At 74.1% G+C, this 15,104-nt stretch carries 16 protein-coding genes; 6 read left to right on the forward strand and 10 right to left on the reverse strand.

Going from position 1 to position 15,104, the window contains the following annotated elements; genetic code table 11:
- Positions 1-190 precede the first annotated feature (190 nt).
- Both ACWEMJ_RS02325 and gcvH read left to right on the forward strand, forming a co-directional pair.
- Entirely contained in the window at positions 191-1,084 is an 894-nt protein-coding gene (locus ACWEMJ_RS02325) for a carbon-nitrogen hydrolase family protein (RefSeq protein WP_452135035.1), read from the forward strand.
- A 200-nt stretch (positions 1,085-1,284) separates the two neighbouring features.
- Complete coding sequence (gcvH, locus tag ACWEMJ_RS02330; RefSeq protein WP_452135036.1) at positions 1,285-1,668, forward strand: glycine cleavage system protein GcvH; 384 nt, start codon at positions 1,285-1,287, stop codon at positions 1,666-1,668.
- On the opposite strand, the gene ACWEMJ_RS02335 is transcribed toward gcvH, so the two are convergent.
- Entirely contained in the window at positions 1,644-2,240 is a 597-nt protein-coding gene (locus ACWEMJ_RS02335; protein ID WP_452135037.1) for a GNAT family N-acetyltransferase, read from the reverse strand. The genes gcvH and ACWEMJ_RS02335 overlap by 25 nt on opposite strands.
- Before the next feature lie 94 nt (positions 2,241-2,334).
- Between ACWEMJ_RS02335 and ACWEMJ_RS02340 the strand changes: the two genes are divergently transcribed.
- Both ACWEMJ_RS02340 and ACWEMJ_RS02345 read left to right on the forward strand, forming a co-directional pair.
- Positions 2,335-3,132: a DUF1963 domain-containing protein gene (locus ACWEMJ_RS02340; protein WP_452135038.1), complete on the forward strand. Its 798-nt coding sequence runs from the start codon at positions 2,335-2,337 to the stop codon at positions 3,130-3,132.
- A 92-nt stretch (positions 3,133-3,224) separates the two neighbouring features.
- On the forward strand, positions 3,225-3,824 hold the full coding sequence (locus ACWEMJ_RS02345) for a GrpB family protein (RefSeq protein WP_452135039.1): 600 nt from the start codon (positions 3,225-3,227) through the stop codon (positions 3,822-3,824).
- 5 nt (positions 3,825-3,829) lie between these two features.
- On the opposite strand, the gene ACWEMJ_RS02350 is transcribed toward ACWEMJ_RS02345, so the two are convergent.
- On the reverse strand, positions 3,830-4,264 hold the full coding sequence (locus ACWEMJ_RS02350; protein ID WP_452135040.1) for a VOC family protein: 435 nt from the start codon (positions 4,262-4,264) through the stop codon (positions 3,830-3,832).
- A gap of 970 nt (positions 4,265-5,234) precedes the next feature.
- On the opposite strand from ACWEMJ_RS02350, the gene ACWEMJ_RS02355 reads away from it, so the two are divergent.
- On the forward strand, positions 5,235-5,687 hold the full coding sequence (locus ACWEMJ_RS02355; protein WP_452135041.1) for a hypothetical protein: 453 nt from the start codon (positions 5,235-5,237) through the stop codon (positions 5,685-5,687).
- 23 nt (positions 5,688-5,710) lie between these two features.
- A complete protein-coding gene (locus ACWEMJ_RS02360) occupies positions 5,711-6,754 on the forward strand; it encodes a hypothetical protein (protein WP_452135042.1) in 1,044 nt (347 codons plus the stop codon).
- A gap of 31 nt (positions 6,755-6,785) precedes the next feature.
- Here the strand turns inward: ACWEMJ_RS02360 and ACWEMJ_RS02365 are convergent, their stop codons facing one another.
- From ACWEMJ_RS02365 to ACWEMJ_RS02400, 8 genes are all read right to left on the reverse strand, one after another.
- Complete coding sequence (locus tag ACWEMJ_RS02365; protein WP_452135043.1) at positions 6,786-6,944, reverse strand: hypothetical protein; 159 nt, start codon at positions 6,942-6,944, stop codon at positions 6,786-6,788.
- A 441-nt stretch (positions 6,945-7,385) separates the two neighbouring features.
- Positions 7,386-8,387: a phosphatase PAP2 family protein gene (locus ACWEMJ_RS02370; RefSeq protein ID WP_452135044.1), complete on the reverse strand. Its 1,002-nt coding sequence runs from the start codon at positions 8,385-8,387 to the stop codon at positions 7,386-7,388.
- A 138-nt stretch (positions 8,388-8,525) separates the two neighbouring features.
- Positions 8,526-9,146, reverse strand: a complete 621-nt coding sequence (locus tag ACWEMJ_RS02375; RefSeq protein ID WP_452135045.1) for an MBL fold metallo-hydrolase — start codon at positions 9,144-9,146, stop codon at positions 8,526-8,528.
- Positions 9,147-9,252: 106 nt separating this feature from the next.
- Positions 9,253-10,785 (reverse strand): AMP-binding protein, encoded by a 1,533-nt coding sequence (locus ACWEMJ_RS02380; RefSeq protein WP_452135046.1) that lies wholly within the window; start codon positions 10,783-10,785, stop codon positions 9,253-9,255.
- Positions 10,786-10,905: 120 nt separating this feature from the next.
- A complete protein-coding gene (locus tag ACWEMJ_RS02385) occupies positions 10,906-11,868 on the reverse strand; it encodes a nucleotidyl transferase AbiEii/AbiGii toxin family protein (RefSeq protein ID WP_452135047.1) in 963 nt (320 codons plus the stop codon).
- Positions 11,869-11,906: 38 nt separating this feature from the next.
- Complete coding sequence (locus ACWEMJ_RS02390) at positions 11,907-12,773, reverse strand: hypothetical protein (RefSeq protein ID WP_452135048.1); 867 nt, start codon at positions 12,771-12,773, stop codon at positions 11,907-11,909.
- 279 nt (positions 12,774-13,052) lie between these two features.
- Positions 13,053-13,949, reverse strand: coding sequence for a Gfo/Idh/MocA family protein (locus tag ACWEMJ_RS02395; RefSeq protein ID WP_452135170.1), 897 nt, complete (start codon positions 13,947-13,949; stop codon positions 13,053-13,055).
- Positions 13,950-14,059: 110 nt separating this feature from the next.
- Positions 14,060-14,989 carry a TIGR03620 family F420-dependent LLM class oxidoreductase gene (locus tag ACWEMJ_RS02400; RefSeq protein WP_452135049.1) on the reverse strand — a complete coding sequence of 310 codons (930 nt, stop codon included), beginning with the start codon at positions 14,987-14,989 and terminating at the stop codon, positions 14,060-14,062.
- Positions 14,990-15,104 lie beyond the last annotated feature (115 nt).

Here is a 15,104-nt window from a genome sequence, read left to right on the forward strand (position 1 = left end):
TCCGTCCTGTGGTCGCGACCGAGCGTGGCACTGCGCCGCCGACAAATCAAGCACGCGTGCTTGTTTTCTGCCGCGGTGGCAGCCCGATGAAGCGGTGTGTCGGACACCGGCCACCCGTATTCGGCCAGGCCCGGCCCGGGCTCGCGGGGGTGCTGGCCCCGGGAGCCGGGTGTGCCGTACCGTCCACCGCGTGGCAAGGACGTTGCGGATGGCGGTCGCGCAGAGCACGGTGCCGGAGGATCCCACCGATCGAGGAGCGCTGCGGGCGGCCGGCCTGGAGATCCGGGCCCTGATGGCCGAGGCCGCCGGAGCGGGTGTCCGGCTGGTGCAGTTCCCGGAGGGGGCGATCACCTACCCGAGCAAGCACGTGATGGCGGCCGATCCGGCCGGCGACCTGGTACCGGCCGACTGGAGCCGCGCCGCATGGGACGTCCTGCGGGAGGAAGCGGAGTCGATCGCCGCGCTGGCCGGGAGGCTCGGCCTGTGGACGGTGTTCGGATCGATCCACCCGCTCACGCCGCCGAACCGGCCCCACAACAGCCTCTACATCGTCTCCGACCGCGGCCGGCTGGTCGGACGGTACGACAAGCGGTACCTGTCGCACACCGAGGTCTCCTTCCTCTACTCCCCGGGACAGCAGCCGCTCGTCGTCGAGGTGGACGGCATCCGGTTCGGCTTCGCGCTGTGCATCGAGGCCAACTTCCCGGAGGTGTTCGCCGAGTACGAGCGCCTGGACGTCGACTGCGTCCTGTTGTCGGTGATGGTCGACGACGCGCCCCGGGCCCGCGTCGCCCAGGCCTACGGAACTCTCCACAACTACTGGCTCGGCTACTCCCTCCCGGCCCAGTTCAGCACCACCGTGCCCGCCGGGATCGTGGCGCCCGGCGGACGATGGCTGGCACGCTGCCCCGCAGACGGGCGTCCCGCCCTGGCGATCGCCGACCTCGACCTCGACTCGCCGGACGAGGACATCACCATGGCCGTTCGCCACGCCCGCCCGTGGCGCCGCACGGCCCGAGCCGGACTCTACGACGGGCGATTCCCGGTCGGCGACGCCCGCAGCGACACCCGCACGGCATTCTGAGACCCGCCACCACCGCCGCGCCAGGGCTCCGCGTCCTGAGGCGGGGGTACCGCCCGCCGGCCATGGCGTCCCGCCACCGTCAACGGAGATTGACGAGGCAGCGGCGACGCGCGGGGAGATCCGCCCGCTCCCGGACGGCCTCGGGCATGCTGAGCCTGGCGCCCGACCAGCCCTTCCCTGCCCCGCCCCGAGGAGAGACCATGTCGTACATCCCTGCCGACCTGCGGTACGCCCAGTCCCACGAGTGGGCGCGCCCGGAGGCCGACGGCACGGTGACGGTCGGGATCAGCGACCACGCCCAACGGGCCCTCGGGGACGTGGTGTTCGTCGAGCTGCCTGAGGTCGGCAAGGTCTTCGCGGCCGGTGACGCCGCCGGGGTGGTCGAGTCGGTCAAGGCCGCGTCGGACATCTACTCGCCCGTCGGCGGCAAGGTGACCGCCGTCAACCAGGACCTGGCCGACGAGCCGGAGCTGCTCAACGAGGACCCCTACGACGCCTGGATCTTCAAGCTCCAGCCGTCGAACAAGTCCGACCTGGACGAACTGCTGGACGCAGACCGCTACAAGGCCGCCATCGGCGAGTGAGCCGGCGGCTCCCCGCCGCCGCCGAGGTCCGGCGGGACGAGCGAGTACAGGACGAGATCGACCCGGCCGGCGTGCACGAAGCCCGCGTTGCGCAGCACGCCCTCCTCGCGCAGGCCGGCCCGCAGGGCGACCCGCCGGGAGGCGGTGTTCCCGGTGGCGGCCCGGAGTTCCATCCGCTGGAAGGCGCGGTCCGTCAGCACCCACGCGCCCACCGCCCGGGTGGCCTCGGCGGCGACGCCGCGCCCCCGCGCCCAGGGCGCGACCCAGTAGCCGACCTCGCTCACCCGGGCCCGCCAGTCGGTCTTCTTCAGCCCGACGGTGCCCAGCAGGCGGCCGCCCGCCCGGTCCGCGACCGCGAAGTGCACGCCGTCACCGGACTCGCGCAGGGCGTGCGCGACGTCGGTGCACCAGGCCGTCGCGACCTCGCGGGTGTAGGGCCGCGGCAGTGGGAGCCAGCGCTGGGTGAGCTCGTCCGCGCAGCCCGCCCGGGTGTCCTCGATGTCGGCGGCGGTGAACGGACGGAGCGTCAGCCGCGAGGTGTGCAGCACCGTCACGGGGAAGGTCCCCGGCATGGTCCGTCTCCGTTCGACTCGTGGTGGCGGCGCCGACGGTAGCAGGCCGCGGTGCACCGGCCCGGCCGTCAGCGGCGGTTGAGAGGATGCCGGCATGGAATTCGACGATCATGCCGAGCTGCGCCGCGTCTGCACCGAACGGCTCGGGGCGGAGGCCGGCCCGCAGTTCGCCGCACTGGCCCGGCGGGGCTTCCGGCTCGATCCGGCGACGGGCGACGCCCCGGCCACCGGGCGGTGCCGGCTCGGCGGCCCGGCGCTGCTCGACCCGGGCACGCCCTGGCCGGAGCTCGACGGCGTCCCGCTGTCGCTGCTCGCCGTCCTCGACACCGATGCCCTGGCGCCCTGGCTCGGCGGCGAACTGCCCGTCCGGCCGGGCCTGTTGAACTTCTTCCAGCTCGACCCGGACGTCCCGTACGAGGAGTACGCGAAGCTCGACACCTCCAGCCCGCTGATGTACCGGGTGCTCCCCGCCGACCCCGCCCGCGCGGTGGAGACGCCCGCGCCCGCACCGGCGAACCGCTACCCGGCCCGGGCCGTCCGCGCGGTCGGGACGGTGATGCTCCCCGACTGCTGGGACGTCGAGGACCACGACGTCGACTTCGACCGGGACGCGCACTGGGGCGCTACCGAGCTCGTCCTCCTCGCGCTGGACGGCTACGACGGCAACACCGCCGACCAGCACCGCGCCTTCGGCTGGCCGGACACCTCGCACACCTCCGCGGTGACCGCCCGCGACGCCGACGGCCCCGCCGTCCACCTGCTCCAACTCTCCGGCGACGCCGAACTCGGCTGGGGCTGGGGCGACGCGGGCACCCTGTACTTCACCATCCCGGCGGCAGCCTTCGCGGCGGGCGACTTCTCCCGGGCCGGCGCGGAGGGGCACTGCTGCTGAGCGCTCGCGGGGCGCTGCGACACCGGCGGCTGCTCCCCGGCCTCGGGAATTCACGCTGCCGGACCGGCGGCCGGGTGGGGTAGGTTCGGCCGATGACCACCGATCCGGCGACGGCCGTGCCCAACGTCCGCGACTACGACCCCACTTGGCCCGAACGGGGACGTGCCCTGGCCGACGGGCTCCGCTCGGCGCTCGCCCCGCTGCCGCTGCACGTCGAGCACATCGGCAGCACGGCGATCCCCCGCATGCCCGCGAAGCCGGTCTTCGACCTGCAGATCACCGTCACGGACCTGTCCGAGGCCGAGGCCGCGTTCGACGGCCCGCTGGCCGACCTGGGGTTCCGCCGCTCGCCGTACCGGTACGACCACGTCCCGGCGGGCCTCGACGACGACCGCGAGCGGTGGACGAAGCGGCTGTGGACCCGGCGCGGGCAGACGGCACCGGACTGCCACCTGCACGTCCGGCTGCTCGGGTCGCCGAACGAGCGGCTGGCGCTGCTGTTCCGCGACTGGTTCCGGGCCCACCCCGAGGCGGTGCCCGCGTACGGCCGGTTCAAGACCGTGCTCGCCGGGGCCGTCCGCGACCTCGACACCTACTCCGACGTCAAGGACCCCGTGGTCGACCTCGTCATCGTCCTCGCCGAGACCTGGGCCACGGCCACCGCCTGGACGCCGCACGCCGGGAGCGACTGACCGGATCAGTCGAGGCAGAACTCGTTGCCCTCGACGTCCTGCATGTTCTGGCAGGACTCGTTCTGCTCGTCCGCCAGCAGCAGCCGGCCGCGCGTCGCCCCGAGAGCCTCCAGCCGGCTGGCCTCGGCCTCCAGCACAGCGAGGCGTTCGGCGCCGACCAGGCCGGTGCCGACACGGACGTCGAGGTGGACGCGGTTCTTGACGACCTTCCCCTCAGGCACCCGCTGGAAGTACAGCCGCGGCCCGACACCCTCCGGGTCACTGGCCGCGAACCAGAAACCGCGCTCCGCCTCCGGCAGCGACTCCTGGTACGCCTCCCAGCTGTCGAACCCCTCCGGCACCTGCGGGGGCACATACCCAAGCGCCTCGCACCAGAAGCGCCCGACGCGCTCCGGCTCGGCACAGTCGAACGTGATCTGAACCTTCTTGACCGATGGCATCGCGCCACCCTAGCAGGATCGATCATGCCCACGATCCCCACCCGAGACCGCCCGGTCGACAACGAATCGGCCCCGTCCCGGGAGGTCACACCAACGTCCACAGAATGCACCGGTCCGAGCAGCGGCAACTCCCCGGCAGACAGGCCCTCAGCCCCTGGGGGGCCGGGAAGGCCAGGGACACGGAGGCCGATCACGCCGACCGGTTGACGACGAATCGGCTCCGACCCGGGAGGTCGCACCACCGGCCCGCCGGTGGGCATGGACTCGGCCGACCCGGGCATCGCTCGCCGGAACCCACGCGGGGTCACGCGGGGTCACGCCAACCGCTCCCGCGACAGGGGATGTCAGTAAGGCGCACCGGTCCGAGCCGGGGCAACTCGCCGGCGGGCAGGCACGCAGCCCCCGGGCGTGCCGGGGGCCGGGGACACGGAGGCTGCCCGAGCCGACCAGTTGACGGCGAATCGGCCCCGGCCGGGGAGGTCACGCCGACGACTCGCACGCCACCGGCCTGCCGGCGGCGGCGAGGGCGGGCGACGATTCGGCGGGCCCGAGCGTCGGACGCCGGAGCCCACACGGAGCCACGCGCGGTCACGCCAACCGCTCCCGCGACAGGGGAGGTCAGAAAGGCGCACCTGCCCGGGCCGGGGGGCCAGGAACCCGGAGGCGCGTCACGCCAGTCCCTCGCGAGGCACACCGGTCCTCGCCCCCCGCAACCCGCCGCTCGGGGTCGGGCGAGAGCCGGCCACCCCGCCGGCGGGCCAAGGCCTCACGCCGGAGCCGGGGAAGCGTGAAGGCGCAGGCGGCAGCCGGGCCCTGGCACCCACGGCCCGCAAGGTGCGCCGCCGGCCCGCCGGTGGCGGTGCGGGCGCGTCGCAGTCGGTACGCGACGAACTGGCGAGCCAGAGCCTCATCTCGCACCCAGCACGCCGGGCCGGACAGTGTGTCGGTGGGGCGTGGGAGGCTCCCGCGCATGGGTGTGATGTTCGGGTACTTCGCCGCTGCTGATGACGACGACGCGCTGGGTGCGGTCGTCCGGGACGACGACGAGCCTTTCGGGGCGGGATACGACGGGACGGTGGTGAAGGGGATCGATCCGGTCGTGGTGCTCGGGCCCGCCGAGGAGTGGGTGACGGGCCGGTCGGGCGCGGAGCTGCGGGCGGACCGGCGGCGCGCAGCGCTGGTCGGTACGACCGAGGACGGCGAGGCCGTGGTGCTGACCCTCTCGGCCGTCTTCCGCGATGCGCTGGCGCGCCTCGACGATGCCACCTCCCGCGAGATCGCTGAGCGCTGGGCGACGACCGACGAGGTGTCCGAGTACCTGGCCGGTCCGGGCGAACTCGGCGACTTCCTGCGGGACTTGGCTGCGCTCGCCCGCCGGGCCGCGGCCCGCGGAGCCGGGCTGTACTGCTGGGTGTGCCCGTGACGGCGCGCGGTAGGGTCGGCGGCGTGACGATCGAAGCGGTGTTGCGCGGCACGGTCGCCCTGCCGGGCGGGTGGGATCTGGTGGACGGGCTCGGGTTCGAGCGGCGCGGCAGCTCGCGCCGGGCCGTGCTGCGGGACGGGGCACGGCTGTCCCTCCACGACCTGGACACGATGTTCGACGGGCAGCCGGCCGCGACGTTCCCGCTGCCGTGGCCGGGCTGGTCGAACGGCGTGCATTCGGTGAGCCCGGACGGCTCGTTCGCCGCCTTCGCGGGGCAGCGCGCGGTGCGGGCCGTGAACGGCGACGGCACGACCCGCTGGGAGTACCGGCACGCTTGCTGGGGCCCGCTGGTGGGCCATCCGCACAGCGGGGACGAGCAGCAGGTGTGCGTGGGTTCCGAGCACGGCTCCTGCTGGGTCTCGGACGACGGCCGCACGGTGTGGGCGCACGTCCCGGCGGACGACTCCGCCGAGGCGTGGGTGGTGCTGGACGCCGTCGACGGCCGGGAGCTGGCCCGCCTGCCGCTCGGGTCCTGCGCGTCCGGCTCGCACCACCGCTCGCACCCGGCGACCGGCCACGTCGGTCTGTGCGTCGGCATGGGCCAGGACGGCGTCGGCCTGTACTGGGCTCGCTGGGACGGCGAGCGCCTGCGCGACGTGCGGCTGGACGACGACGCCGAGCGCATCCTCACCGACGTCCACCCGCAGCGGCCCGCGTACCTGACGGTGGACCACGGCGGTTGGGACGTCCAGCTGCACGACCTGGACGGCACGCTGCTCGCCGAGGGGGCGGCTCCGCCCGCCGCCGACCCGGACGACCCGCCGTGCTGGGACTGGCAGTGCGGCTTCGTCGACGCGCACACCGTCCTCGCGTCCACCCTGGACGCCGACGACGAGGACGGCGCGCACTGGCTGCTGGACGCCGCCACCCTCGCCCCGCAGCACCGCGTCGCCTACCCGGACGGGTACTCCCCCGGCTACGCCCGGCCGCTCGGCGACGGCACCTGGCTGACCTTCGACGCCCCGACCGGGCTGCTGCGCCGCTGGTCGGCGACGCCCGCCGGATAGCCGAGCCCCGCGCCCGGGAGTCGGACGGGGGTCAGAGCAGCCAGAGGCCGAAGCCGGCGACCAGGATGCCGGCGGCGATCAGCAGCGGGCCCAGCAGGTGGTCGCGGGGCCGGTCGGCGCCGGGGCGGATGCGGACGGTGGAGGCCAGGCCGGTGCCGGCGAGCAGGACGCCGAGCGGGGTCAGGACCACCCACAGTGCGACTGTGTGGCCGGAGATCATCGGGTCGTCGGCATCGCGGCGGGTCGGGGGCGCTCGCCGGGCGCGGACGGTTCGTGGGGTGCGGCCATGGTGGGTCCTCCTGCGGTTGTCCGCACGACGCTACCTTCGCCCGCAACAAGACTCCGCCACGGATTGGCAAAGCCTTCACCGCGTCCGGCCGGACCCCGTCCCGGCGAGGGTTTTTGACGGGCCGTCAGCTTCGGGACGCGGCGCGACCGGCGGCGACGGCCCCTCCCGCGGCTCCCAGCGAACGTCCAGCAAACTCCCGGGCGGCTCGGAGGGGGGTTCCGCGGTGGTTGCGCGGGCGGTGCGGAGGATGCGCCGAGGGCGCGGCGGCCGTGCGGAGGTCTCGCACGGGAAGGGCCCCGGTCCGGCGCCATCCGGCCGGACCGGGGCCCGGGCCCCGCGGGGTCAGCCGACCGGGACGGAGGGCGGCGCCACGGCGACGGCGGCGGCCTGCTCCTTCGCGGCGCGGGCCGCGGCCCGGCGGGCGACGAAACGGTTGACCAGGGTGACCAGCACCCAGGCGTAGGCCCAGCCGACCAGCACGTCGATGATGAAGTGCTCGCCGCCGTAGACCAGCGTGAAGCCCATCGCCAGCGGGTATGCGGCGAGCAGCACCCGCAGGGCGCGGCCGGCCCGGGGCCAGAACACCAGGGCGATCATCATCGGGTAGGCGGAGTGCAGCGAGGGCATCGCCGCCACGTCGTTGGCGAACCGGCTGCCGTTCTCGAAGATGGTGCCGGCCCGGTGCAGGCCGCTGTTCTCCAGCACGGCGTTCACTATCCGGTCGACGGCCGGCAGGTGGTTCTCGATCGCGGCCAGCCACGGCGGGTCGGCCGGGTACAGCACGTAGGTGAGGAAGCCGGCGAAGGTGATGGCCAGGTAGCAGGCGAGGAAGTGCCGGAACCGGGCGTGGTTGCGCTTCCACAGCACGGCGAGGATCCCGAACACCGCGAAGAAGTGCGACATGTAGACGACGACGATCGCGTAGTCGTACCACTGCGGCTGCCCGGGGTGGTAGAGCAGGTCCTGCAGCCGCACCGTCCAGGTCTCACCGAGTCCGAGCACCTCGTCGAAGGCGATCTGCGGCGCGTAGTGCGGCCGCCAGGGCGTGTGCGCCCCGTAGCCTCTGAGCAGCGAGTACACCCAGACCACGGCCATCACCGGCACCCAGTCGCGCAGCACGTACAGCCAGCCCTTGCGGCCGCCGCTGTGCACGGACGCGGCGACCAGCGCGGCGATCAGCCAGAGGAAGACCACGTCGTTGGCGTAGGGCAGGCCGTAGACCGCGAGGTAGCTCGAAAAGGCGAGGGCGAACAGCGGCCAGGCAAGGTGCCGCAGGCGCAGTCTGGCCAGCAGTTGGGCCACCAGCGAGCGCGATCGGGCTGCCAGGTGGGACGAGTCGATCATGCGTCACGAAGCTAGCAAGCCCGTCTTGGAGAAACCTCGTGCCGCGCGCCCCGGCTCCCAGTGAATTCCCAGACGGCACACGGACGGGCCACCGGCTGTTATCACCCGTTCGGGGGTATCCGGTGGGCGCGGGCCGGTTCAGTCGAGCCGGGTGGAGCCGCCGATCGCGATCCGGGCGTAGCGGGTGTCCTTCTCGCCGCCGAGCCAGCCGTCGAAGTTGGCCATGCCGATCTCGCTGAGGTTGGCGTCGTGGATCGGGAAGGTGCGCTCCGGGCGGACGGCGCGGACCAGTTCCAGCGCGCCGCGCAGCGTCAGCCACGGCCCCGAGGCGGGCAGCAGCAGGGCGCGCAGGTCCTCGTCCGGCCGGTCCAGGGAGTCTCCGGGGTGGTAGACGCCCTCGACCAGGTAGCCGAGGTTCTGGCAGTCCGGATGGTTGTCGATCACCTGGGCGTGCCGGCCGCCGACGGCCCGGACCGCGAAGCCGCCCGCCTCGAACCGCTCGCCGGTCTCCACCACGCCGACGCCGCCGCCGAGTTGGGCCGCGACGTCCTGCGGCGCGAACACCTCCAGGGCCGGGTCGGCCGCCCGGGCCGCGGCCAGCAGGTCGCGGTCCACGTGGTCGTCGTGGCCGTGGGTGATCAGCACGGCGCGGACCCCCGCGAACGCCTCCGGCGCCGTCCAGCAGCCGGGGTCGATCAGCACGGACTTCTCGCCGTCCTCGATGCGGACGCAGGCATGGGTGTACTTGGTCAGCAGCATCCGGCCAAGCTACCGCCCCACCCCGCGCCGCCGCCTCCCGTTTTCCGCACGGCACGGCGGGGCGGACAAGGCCCCTGATGCATCATCAGGGGCCGTGCCGCAATGGCTAGTTGGCGGCCTGATCGCGCAGGCGCTTCTTGTCCGGCTTGCCGACGGGCGTCAGCGGGATCTCGTCGACCAGGTGCAGCGCCTCGGGGGCGTAGATCCGGCCCTTGTGCTCGGTGACGAAGGCCCGCAGCTCGTCCAGGTGCGGCTGCTCGCCCCGGGCGGGGACGACGGCGACGTGCACGTGCTCGATCTCCTGCTCGTCGCGGACGCCGAAGACGGCGCAGCGCGCCACCGTCGGGTGGCTGACCAGCAGGTCCTCCACCTCGGACGGGTAGACGTGCCCGCCGACCACGATGATCAGGTCCTTGGCCCGGTCGGAGAGGTAGAGGTAGCCGTCCTCGTCGAAGTAGCCGACGTCGCCGGTGTTCAGCCAGCCGCCCTGCAGCACCTGGGCGGTGAGCTCGGGCTGCTTCCAGTAGCCGGCCATCAGGAACGCGGAGCGCACGTGGATCTCGCCCTGTTCGCCGGTGGGCAGGTCGGCGCCGTCGAGTCCGCGGATCGCCACCTCGACGAACGGGAAGGGGCGGCCGACCGGGACGTGCCCGCCGGTGTCGATCCGCTCGTGCTCCGGCGGCGTCAGCATGGAGATCATCTGCGCCTCGGACATCCCGTAGACGCCGACCAGCACCGGCCCGAACACCTTGATCGCCTCGCGGAGCCGGTTCGCCGACGCGGCGCTGCCGCCGTAGATGATCTGCCGGAGGCTGGACAGGTCGGTGCGGTCGATCGCCGGGTGGTCGAGGAGCTGGTGGAGCAGCGCGGGCAGCACCCAGAACTCGGTGATGCGCTCGCGCTCGATCGCCGCCAGGACGGCGCCGGGCTCGAAGGCGCGCAGCAGGACGACCGTGCCGCCGTGGTACAGCACCAGGTCGGACAGCACCCCGGCGAGGTGGGCCAGCGGGGTGGCGGCGAGCAGGCGCGGCACGCCGCTGTGGCTGCCGACGGGCGTGTCGAACGTCGCCCGGTAGGGCCCGTGCAGGGAGAGGATGCCCTTCGGGATGCCGGTGGTGCCGCCGGTGTGGCGGATGCCGAGATCGTCCTCGGGCCCGATCCGGACGTCCGGCGGTTCGGCGGGGCGGTGGGCGGCGGCGGCGATCACGTCCTCGCCGAGGGCGGCCGGCCCGGGGCCGAGGGTGAGGACCGTCGGCACGTCGACCAGCGCGACCAACTCCGGTGCGTCGGCGTAGCGTTCGGCGTCCACCAGCAGCACCGAGGTGTCCACGCTGGAGGTGATCTCGGCCAGGATCGGGGCGCTCATGCCGTCGTACAGGTTCACCACCCGCGCGCCGGCGATCCCCGCCGCGTAGCGGGCGCTCAGCGCCTCGGGGGTGTTGCCGGTCATCAGGGTCACGGTGCTGCCGAGGACCACGCCCCGGGCGATCAGCTCGTGCGCCAGGCGGTAGGTGGCGGCGGCGAAATCGCCGGCCATGATCTCGGTGCCGTCGGCGGCGACGATGACCGCTCGGTCGGGGTCGGCGGCGAGGGACTGGAGGACCAGTGCGGGTCCGCTCACGAACTCCGCGTCAGGCATGGCCACTTCTTCATTGCGGTGGGCAACCATGGCCACAGGCTAACCCCGCCCGGGCGCCGGACCGCGGAGGGGCGGCCCGGAATTGGCGTGAACGCTCGGACTGCGGCGCGTTTTTGACGATCACTCAGAGAACGCGGCCAGCGCGTCGCGCAGTCGTCGCAGCCACTCCTCGACGGTGCCGGCCGCTCCCAGCTCCGCCCAGTCCGTCGGGGCGACCGCGAGCGCGTCCAGTCGCAGCCGGCCCGGGTGGCCGGCCTCGCGGGCGAGGACGCGGCGCAGCAGCGCCGGTTCGAGGGTGGCCGCGCAGGTCTCGGCGAGCAGCACCGCGTCGTACAGGTCCTTCGCCCGGGCGCGCCCTTCGGTTCCTTCGCTGTCGGCGTGAAGCCACAGCAGCTTCCAGGCGAGCGAGAGTTCCCGGCTCGCCGTCCGCACCGCCGTCGCCCCGCTGCCGTCGCCCCGCGGCACGGCCGTCAGCACGGGTGGCTCGGGCATCCGCTCGTCCCGTGCGAAGTCGACCGTCACCTCCCCCGCCGGCCGCCCGTCCTCCGTCCAGCGCACGGCGACCCGCACCCCCGGTGTCCCGTCGCCGCCCTCGCCGGTCGTGCAGCCGTACGTCCAACTCCCGTCCTCGCGCAGGGAGTCGGCGTCGATCAGCACTCCCGGGGCGGCCGCCGGGTGCCGGGCGATCAGCTCGCGCAGCACCGCCTGGGGCCCCTCGTCGTCGGCCTCGGCGTCCGGCACCCAGTGGCATCCCTCCGGCGGGAGGTGTGCCCGCAGGCCCCGGGTGTCGAACTCCTCGAACTCCCAGATCTCGTTGCCGATCGCGCCGTCGGCGGCCTCCGGCCACTGCTGGAGCACCGCCAACTCGTCCACGTACGGGTGGGGATCGGCCTGGTCGACGGGCACCAGGGTGGACGGCTGGACGATCCAGTCCAGGTCGGCGGGCTCCCGGGCCGCCTCCCCGACCCAGGCGGGCATCACCATGCTGCCCCGCAGCACCAGCGCGCCGCTCCAGGCCGAGCCGGCCAGCAGCGCCAGCAGGTGGTCGAGCACCGCCCGCCGTCCGTCTCCGTTCCTCCGCATGCGGGGGACGCTAGCGGGCGGCGCCGACACGTCCGGGCTCAGGGGCCGGCCGGGGGCCAGCTGGTGACGTCGAGTTTGACCAGGCCGAGGTCGTACGGGATGTCGGTGACGCGGAGGGCGATCACCGCGCCCCTGCTGCTGGTGAAGCAGAGGGTGGCGCCGGCGCGGATGCCTCTGGCGTCGTTGGCGGGGCGTTCGGCGGCGGTGTAGTAGCGGAAGCTCTTGATGGTGCCCGCGCGGGCGGCTTCCCGGCAGACCGCTTCGGTGAGGTCGGCGCCGACCGGGAGGACGGCGGCGAGGCGGCCGAGGACGACGGTGGGCGCGGGGTGGTCGTGCACGACGATCTCGTAGGACTCCTGCTCGGTCTCGGACAGGGCGTTCCAGTCCGCGTCGCCGACCAGGGTGGAGAGCGGCTTGTCGCTCGGGGCGTCCAGGTCGATCAGCTCGTAGCCGCCGCTGACCACGTCGAGCTGGAGGGAGACGGTGCGCGGCGCGCGCAGGCTCGGGCTCGCCTCGGCGGACGGCGCGGGCACCGGCACGGGCGAGGCGGCCGGCGGCGCGGGCGGGGACGGGGCGGGCGTGGACGGGGCGGGCACCGGCGCGGGGGCGGGTGAGGACGGGGGCCGGGGGCTGCTGACGGCGTCATGGGACTTGACGCCGATGGGCAGCGCGGTGATGATGCCGGCCGCGTTCATGGCGAGGACGGTGATGGTGGCGACCGTCCCGACGATGGAGAGCGAGAGCAGGATGGCGCGGCGGGTCGCCGGGGTGTCCGGGGCCTCCCAGGTGACGCCTTCGCGGGTGGCGTGGAAGGTCACCCGGTCCGGCGCGTGGCCCTCCTCGTGGTGCGGGCCGTCCGGGTGCTCCCCGTCGTGCGGCGGGGGCCCGGACTCGGGTGCGGTCACGGTGGCTCCAGGCGGTCAGATCTCGTTCGCCACCGTACAGTTGCCCGGCGCCGGGGCCGGGCCGGGCGGACCGGCCGCGCGGCTGCCGGGCAGCTGATCAGCGGCTTCGCTGCTGGGCGCATGCCCCGTCCCGGCACCGACGGAACTGATCCTTCCGGGGTGCGCACCGATCGAGTGAATCGCTCGTTCGAGCGAACCCGCCGCGACCCGCCGCGAACCCCGACGCGAACCCACCGCGAGCCCCGACGCGGACCGGCCGCGCGGAGGTCCGACGCCCGGTCAGCCCGCGGACTCGATGCGTTCCACGATCAGTTCGCACAGTTCGTGGGTGCGCAGCGCGTCGCCGGCGTCGAGGGTCTTACCGGCCCGCAGGGCGTCCAGGAAGTGCAGCACCACCTGTTCGATGCCGCGCTGCCGGGCGACCGGCACCCAGTCGCCGCGCCGGCGGACGGTGGGCTGGCCCTTGTGGTCGACGACCTCGGCGAGGTTGTGGACCTCGCGCTTGGAGTCGGCGCCGGACACTTCGAGGATCTCCTCGGTGGAGCCCGAGACGCGGTTCATCAGCCCGAGCGCGGTGAAGCCGTCCCCGGCCAGGGTCAGCACCACGTGCTCCACCAGCCCGTCGCGGGTCCGGGAGCGGACGTCCACGTGTTCGATCTCGCCCGGGGCGAGGAAGCGCAGGGTGTCCACCACGTGGATGAAGTCGTCGTACACGAGGGTTCGGGCCCGCTCCGGCAGGCCCTCGCGGTGCTTCTGCAGCACGATCAGGTCGCGCGGGCGCTCGGCCGCCAGCAGGTAGCCGGGCGCGTGCCGCCGGTTGAAGCCGACCATCAGCGACCGCCCGGCGCGCCGGGCCAGTTCGACCAGGCGGCGGGCGCCGTCCAGGTCGTAGGCGAGCGGCTTGTCCACGTACACGTCGACGCCCCGGGTGAGCAGCTTCTCCACGATCGGCACGTGCTGCTCGGTGGCGGCGTGCACGAACGCGGCCCGGATCCCGGAGTCGATCAGCTCGTCCAGGTCCGTGGTCCGGAACGGGATCCGGTACGCGTCGCCGAGCCGGTCCAGCTTGGCCCGGTCCCGCGTCATCAGCCGCAGCTCCAGCCCGGGCTGGGCGGCCAGCACCGGCAGGTAGGCCTTCTGCGCGATGTCGCCGAGCCCGATGACCCCGATCGGCAGTGCGGTGCGGTCGGACTCGTAATCGCTCATTCGGGTGCTCCCTGCCAGGTGGGTGACGTCCTGTTCGAACCACGGGGCAGCATATGCCAGCGCCCGCACCGCGATTCGTCTCACACCGCACGGTCGGTGTGCTGCGGGAGCAGCGCGGCGAGCTCCCGCCACGCGGGCAGCGGCAGGCCGGCCCCGTCCGGGGTGAGGACCTGGAGGCAGACGTGGTCGGCGCCCGCGTCGAAGTGCTCCTGGACGCGCCGGGCGACGGTGTCGAGTCCGCCGTGGGCGACCAGGGCGTCGGTCAGCCGGCGGGACGGGTCGGCGGGGGTCAGGTCGTCGTCGGTGAAGCCGAGGCGGCGGAGGTTGGCCTGCTGGTGGGCGGCGTAGGTGGTGTAGACGGCGACGTGGGCGGTGGCGGTTTCGCGGGCCCGGGCCGGGTCGGGGTCGAGGACGACGGCCTGTTCGACGGCCAGCAGCGCGTCGGGGCCGAGGGCGGCGCGGGCCGAGGCGGTGTGCTCGGGCGGGACGAAGTAGGTGTGGGCGCCGCGGGTGCGGGTCGCGGCGAGGCGGAGCATCGCCGGGCCGAGGGCGGCCAGCAGGCGGCGCCGGACGGGGTCGCCGGCGGGTGCGGTGACGGCCGGGCCGCCGGGCGCGGCGTCGAGTTCGTCGAGGTAGGCGCGGGTGCCGGCCAGCGGGCCCGCCGGGGTGGAGCCGGGGGTGCCGGCCACCCGGTGGCCGCCGAGGCCGAGCAGGTAGCGGCCGGGGTGGGCGTCGTCGAGGGTGCGGGTGGCGGCGGCGGTGGCCTGCGGGGTGCGTCGGCCCATGTCGGCGATGCCGGAGGCGACGGTGATCCGGCGGGTGGCGTCGAGCAGCAGCCAGGCCTGGCCGAAGCTGTCGCGGCCCTCGCCCTCGCCGAACCACAGTGCGCCGTAGCCGAGTTCGTCGATCTCGGCGGCGGCGTCGCGGACCGCCGCGGCGGGCTGCTGCTCGAACGCGAAGGTCCACAGGCCGATCCGCCCGAGCGTGCGGCGCAGCTGATCGTCGGTCATGTCCGGTCCCCCTGGCGGTGTCGACAGCAATACGGAGAGGTTCTCCGTTTCGCCTTCGGTACGATACGGAGTGGTTCTCCGTTTGACCAGCCCCACCGGGGCCCGCACCCGAGGC

Source organism: Kitasatospora sp. NPDC004531 (genome assembly GCF_053602195.1).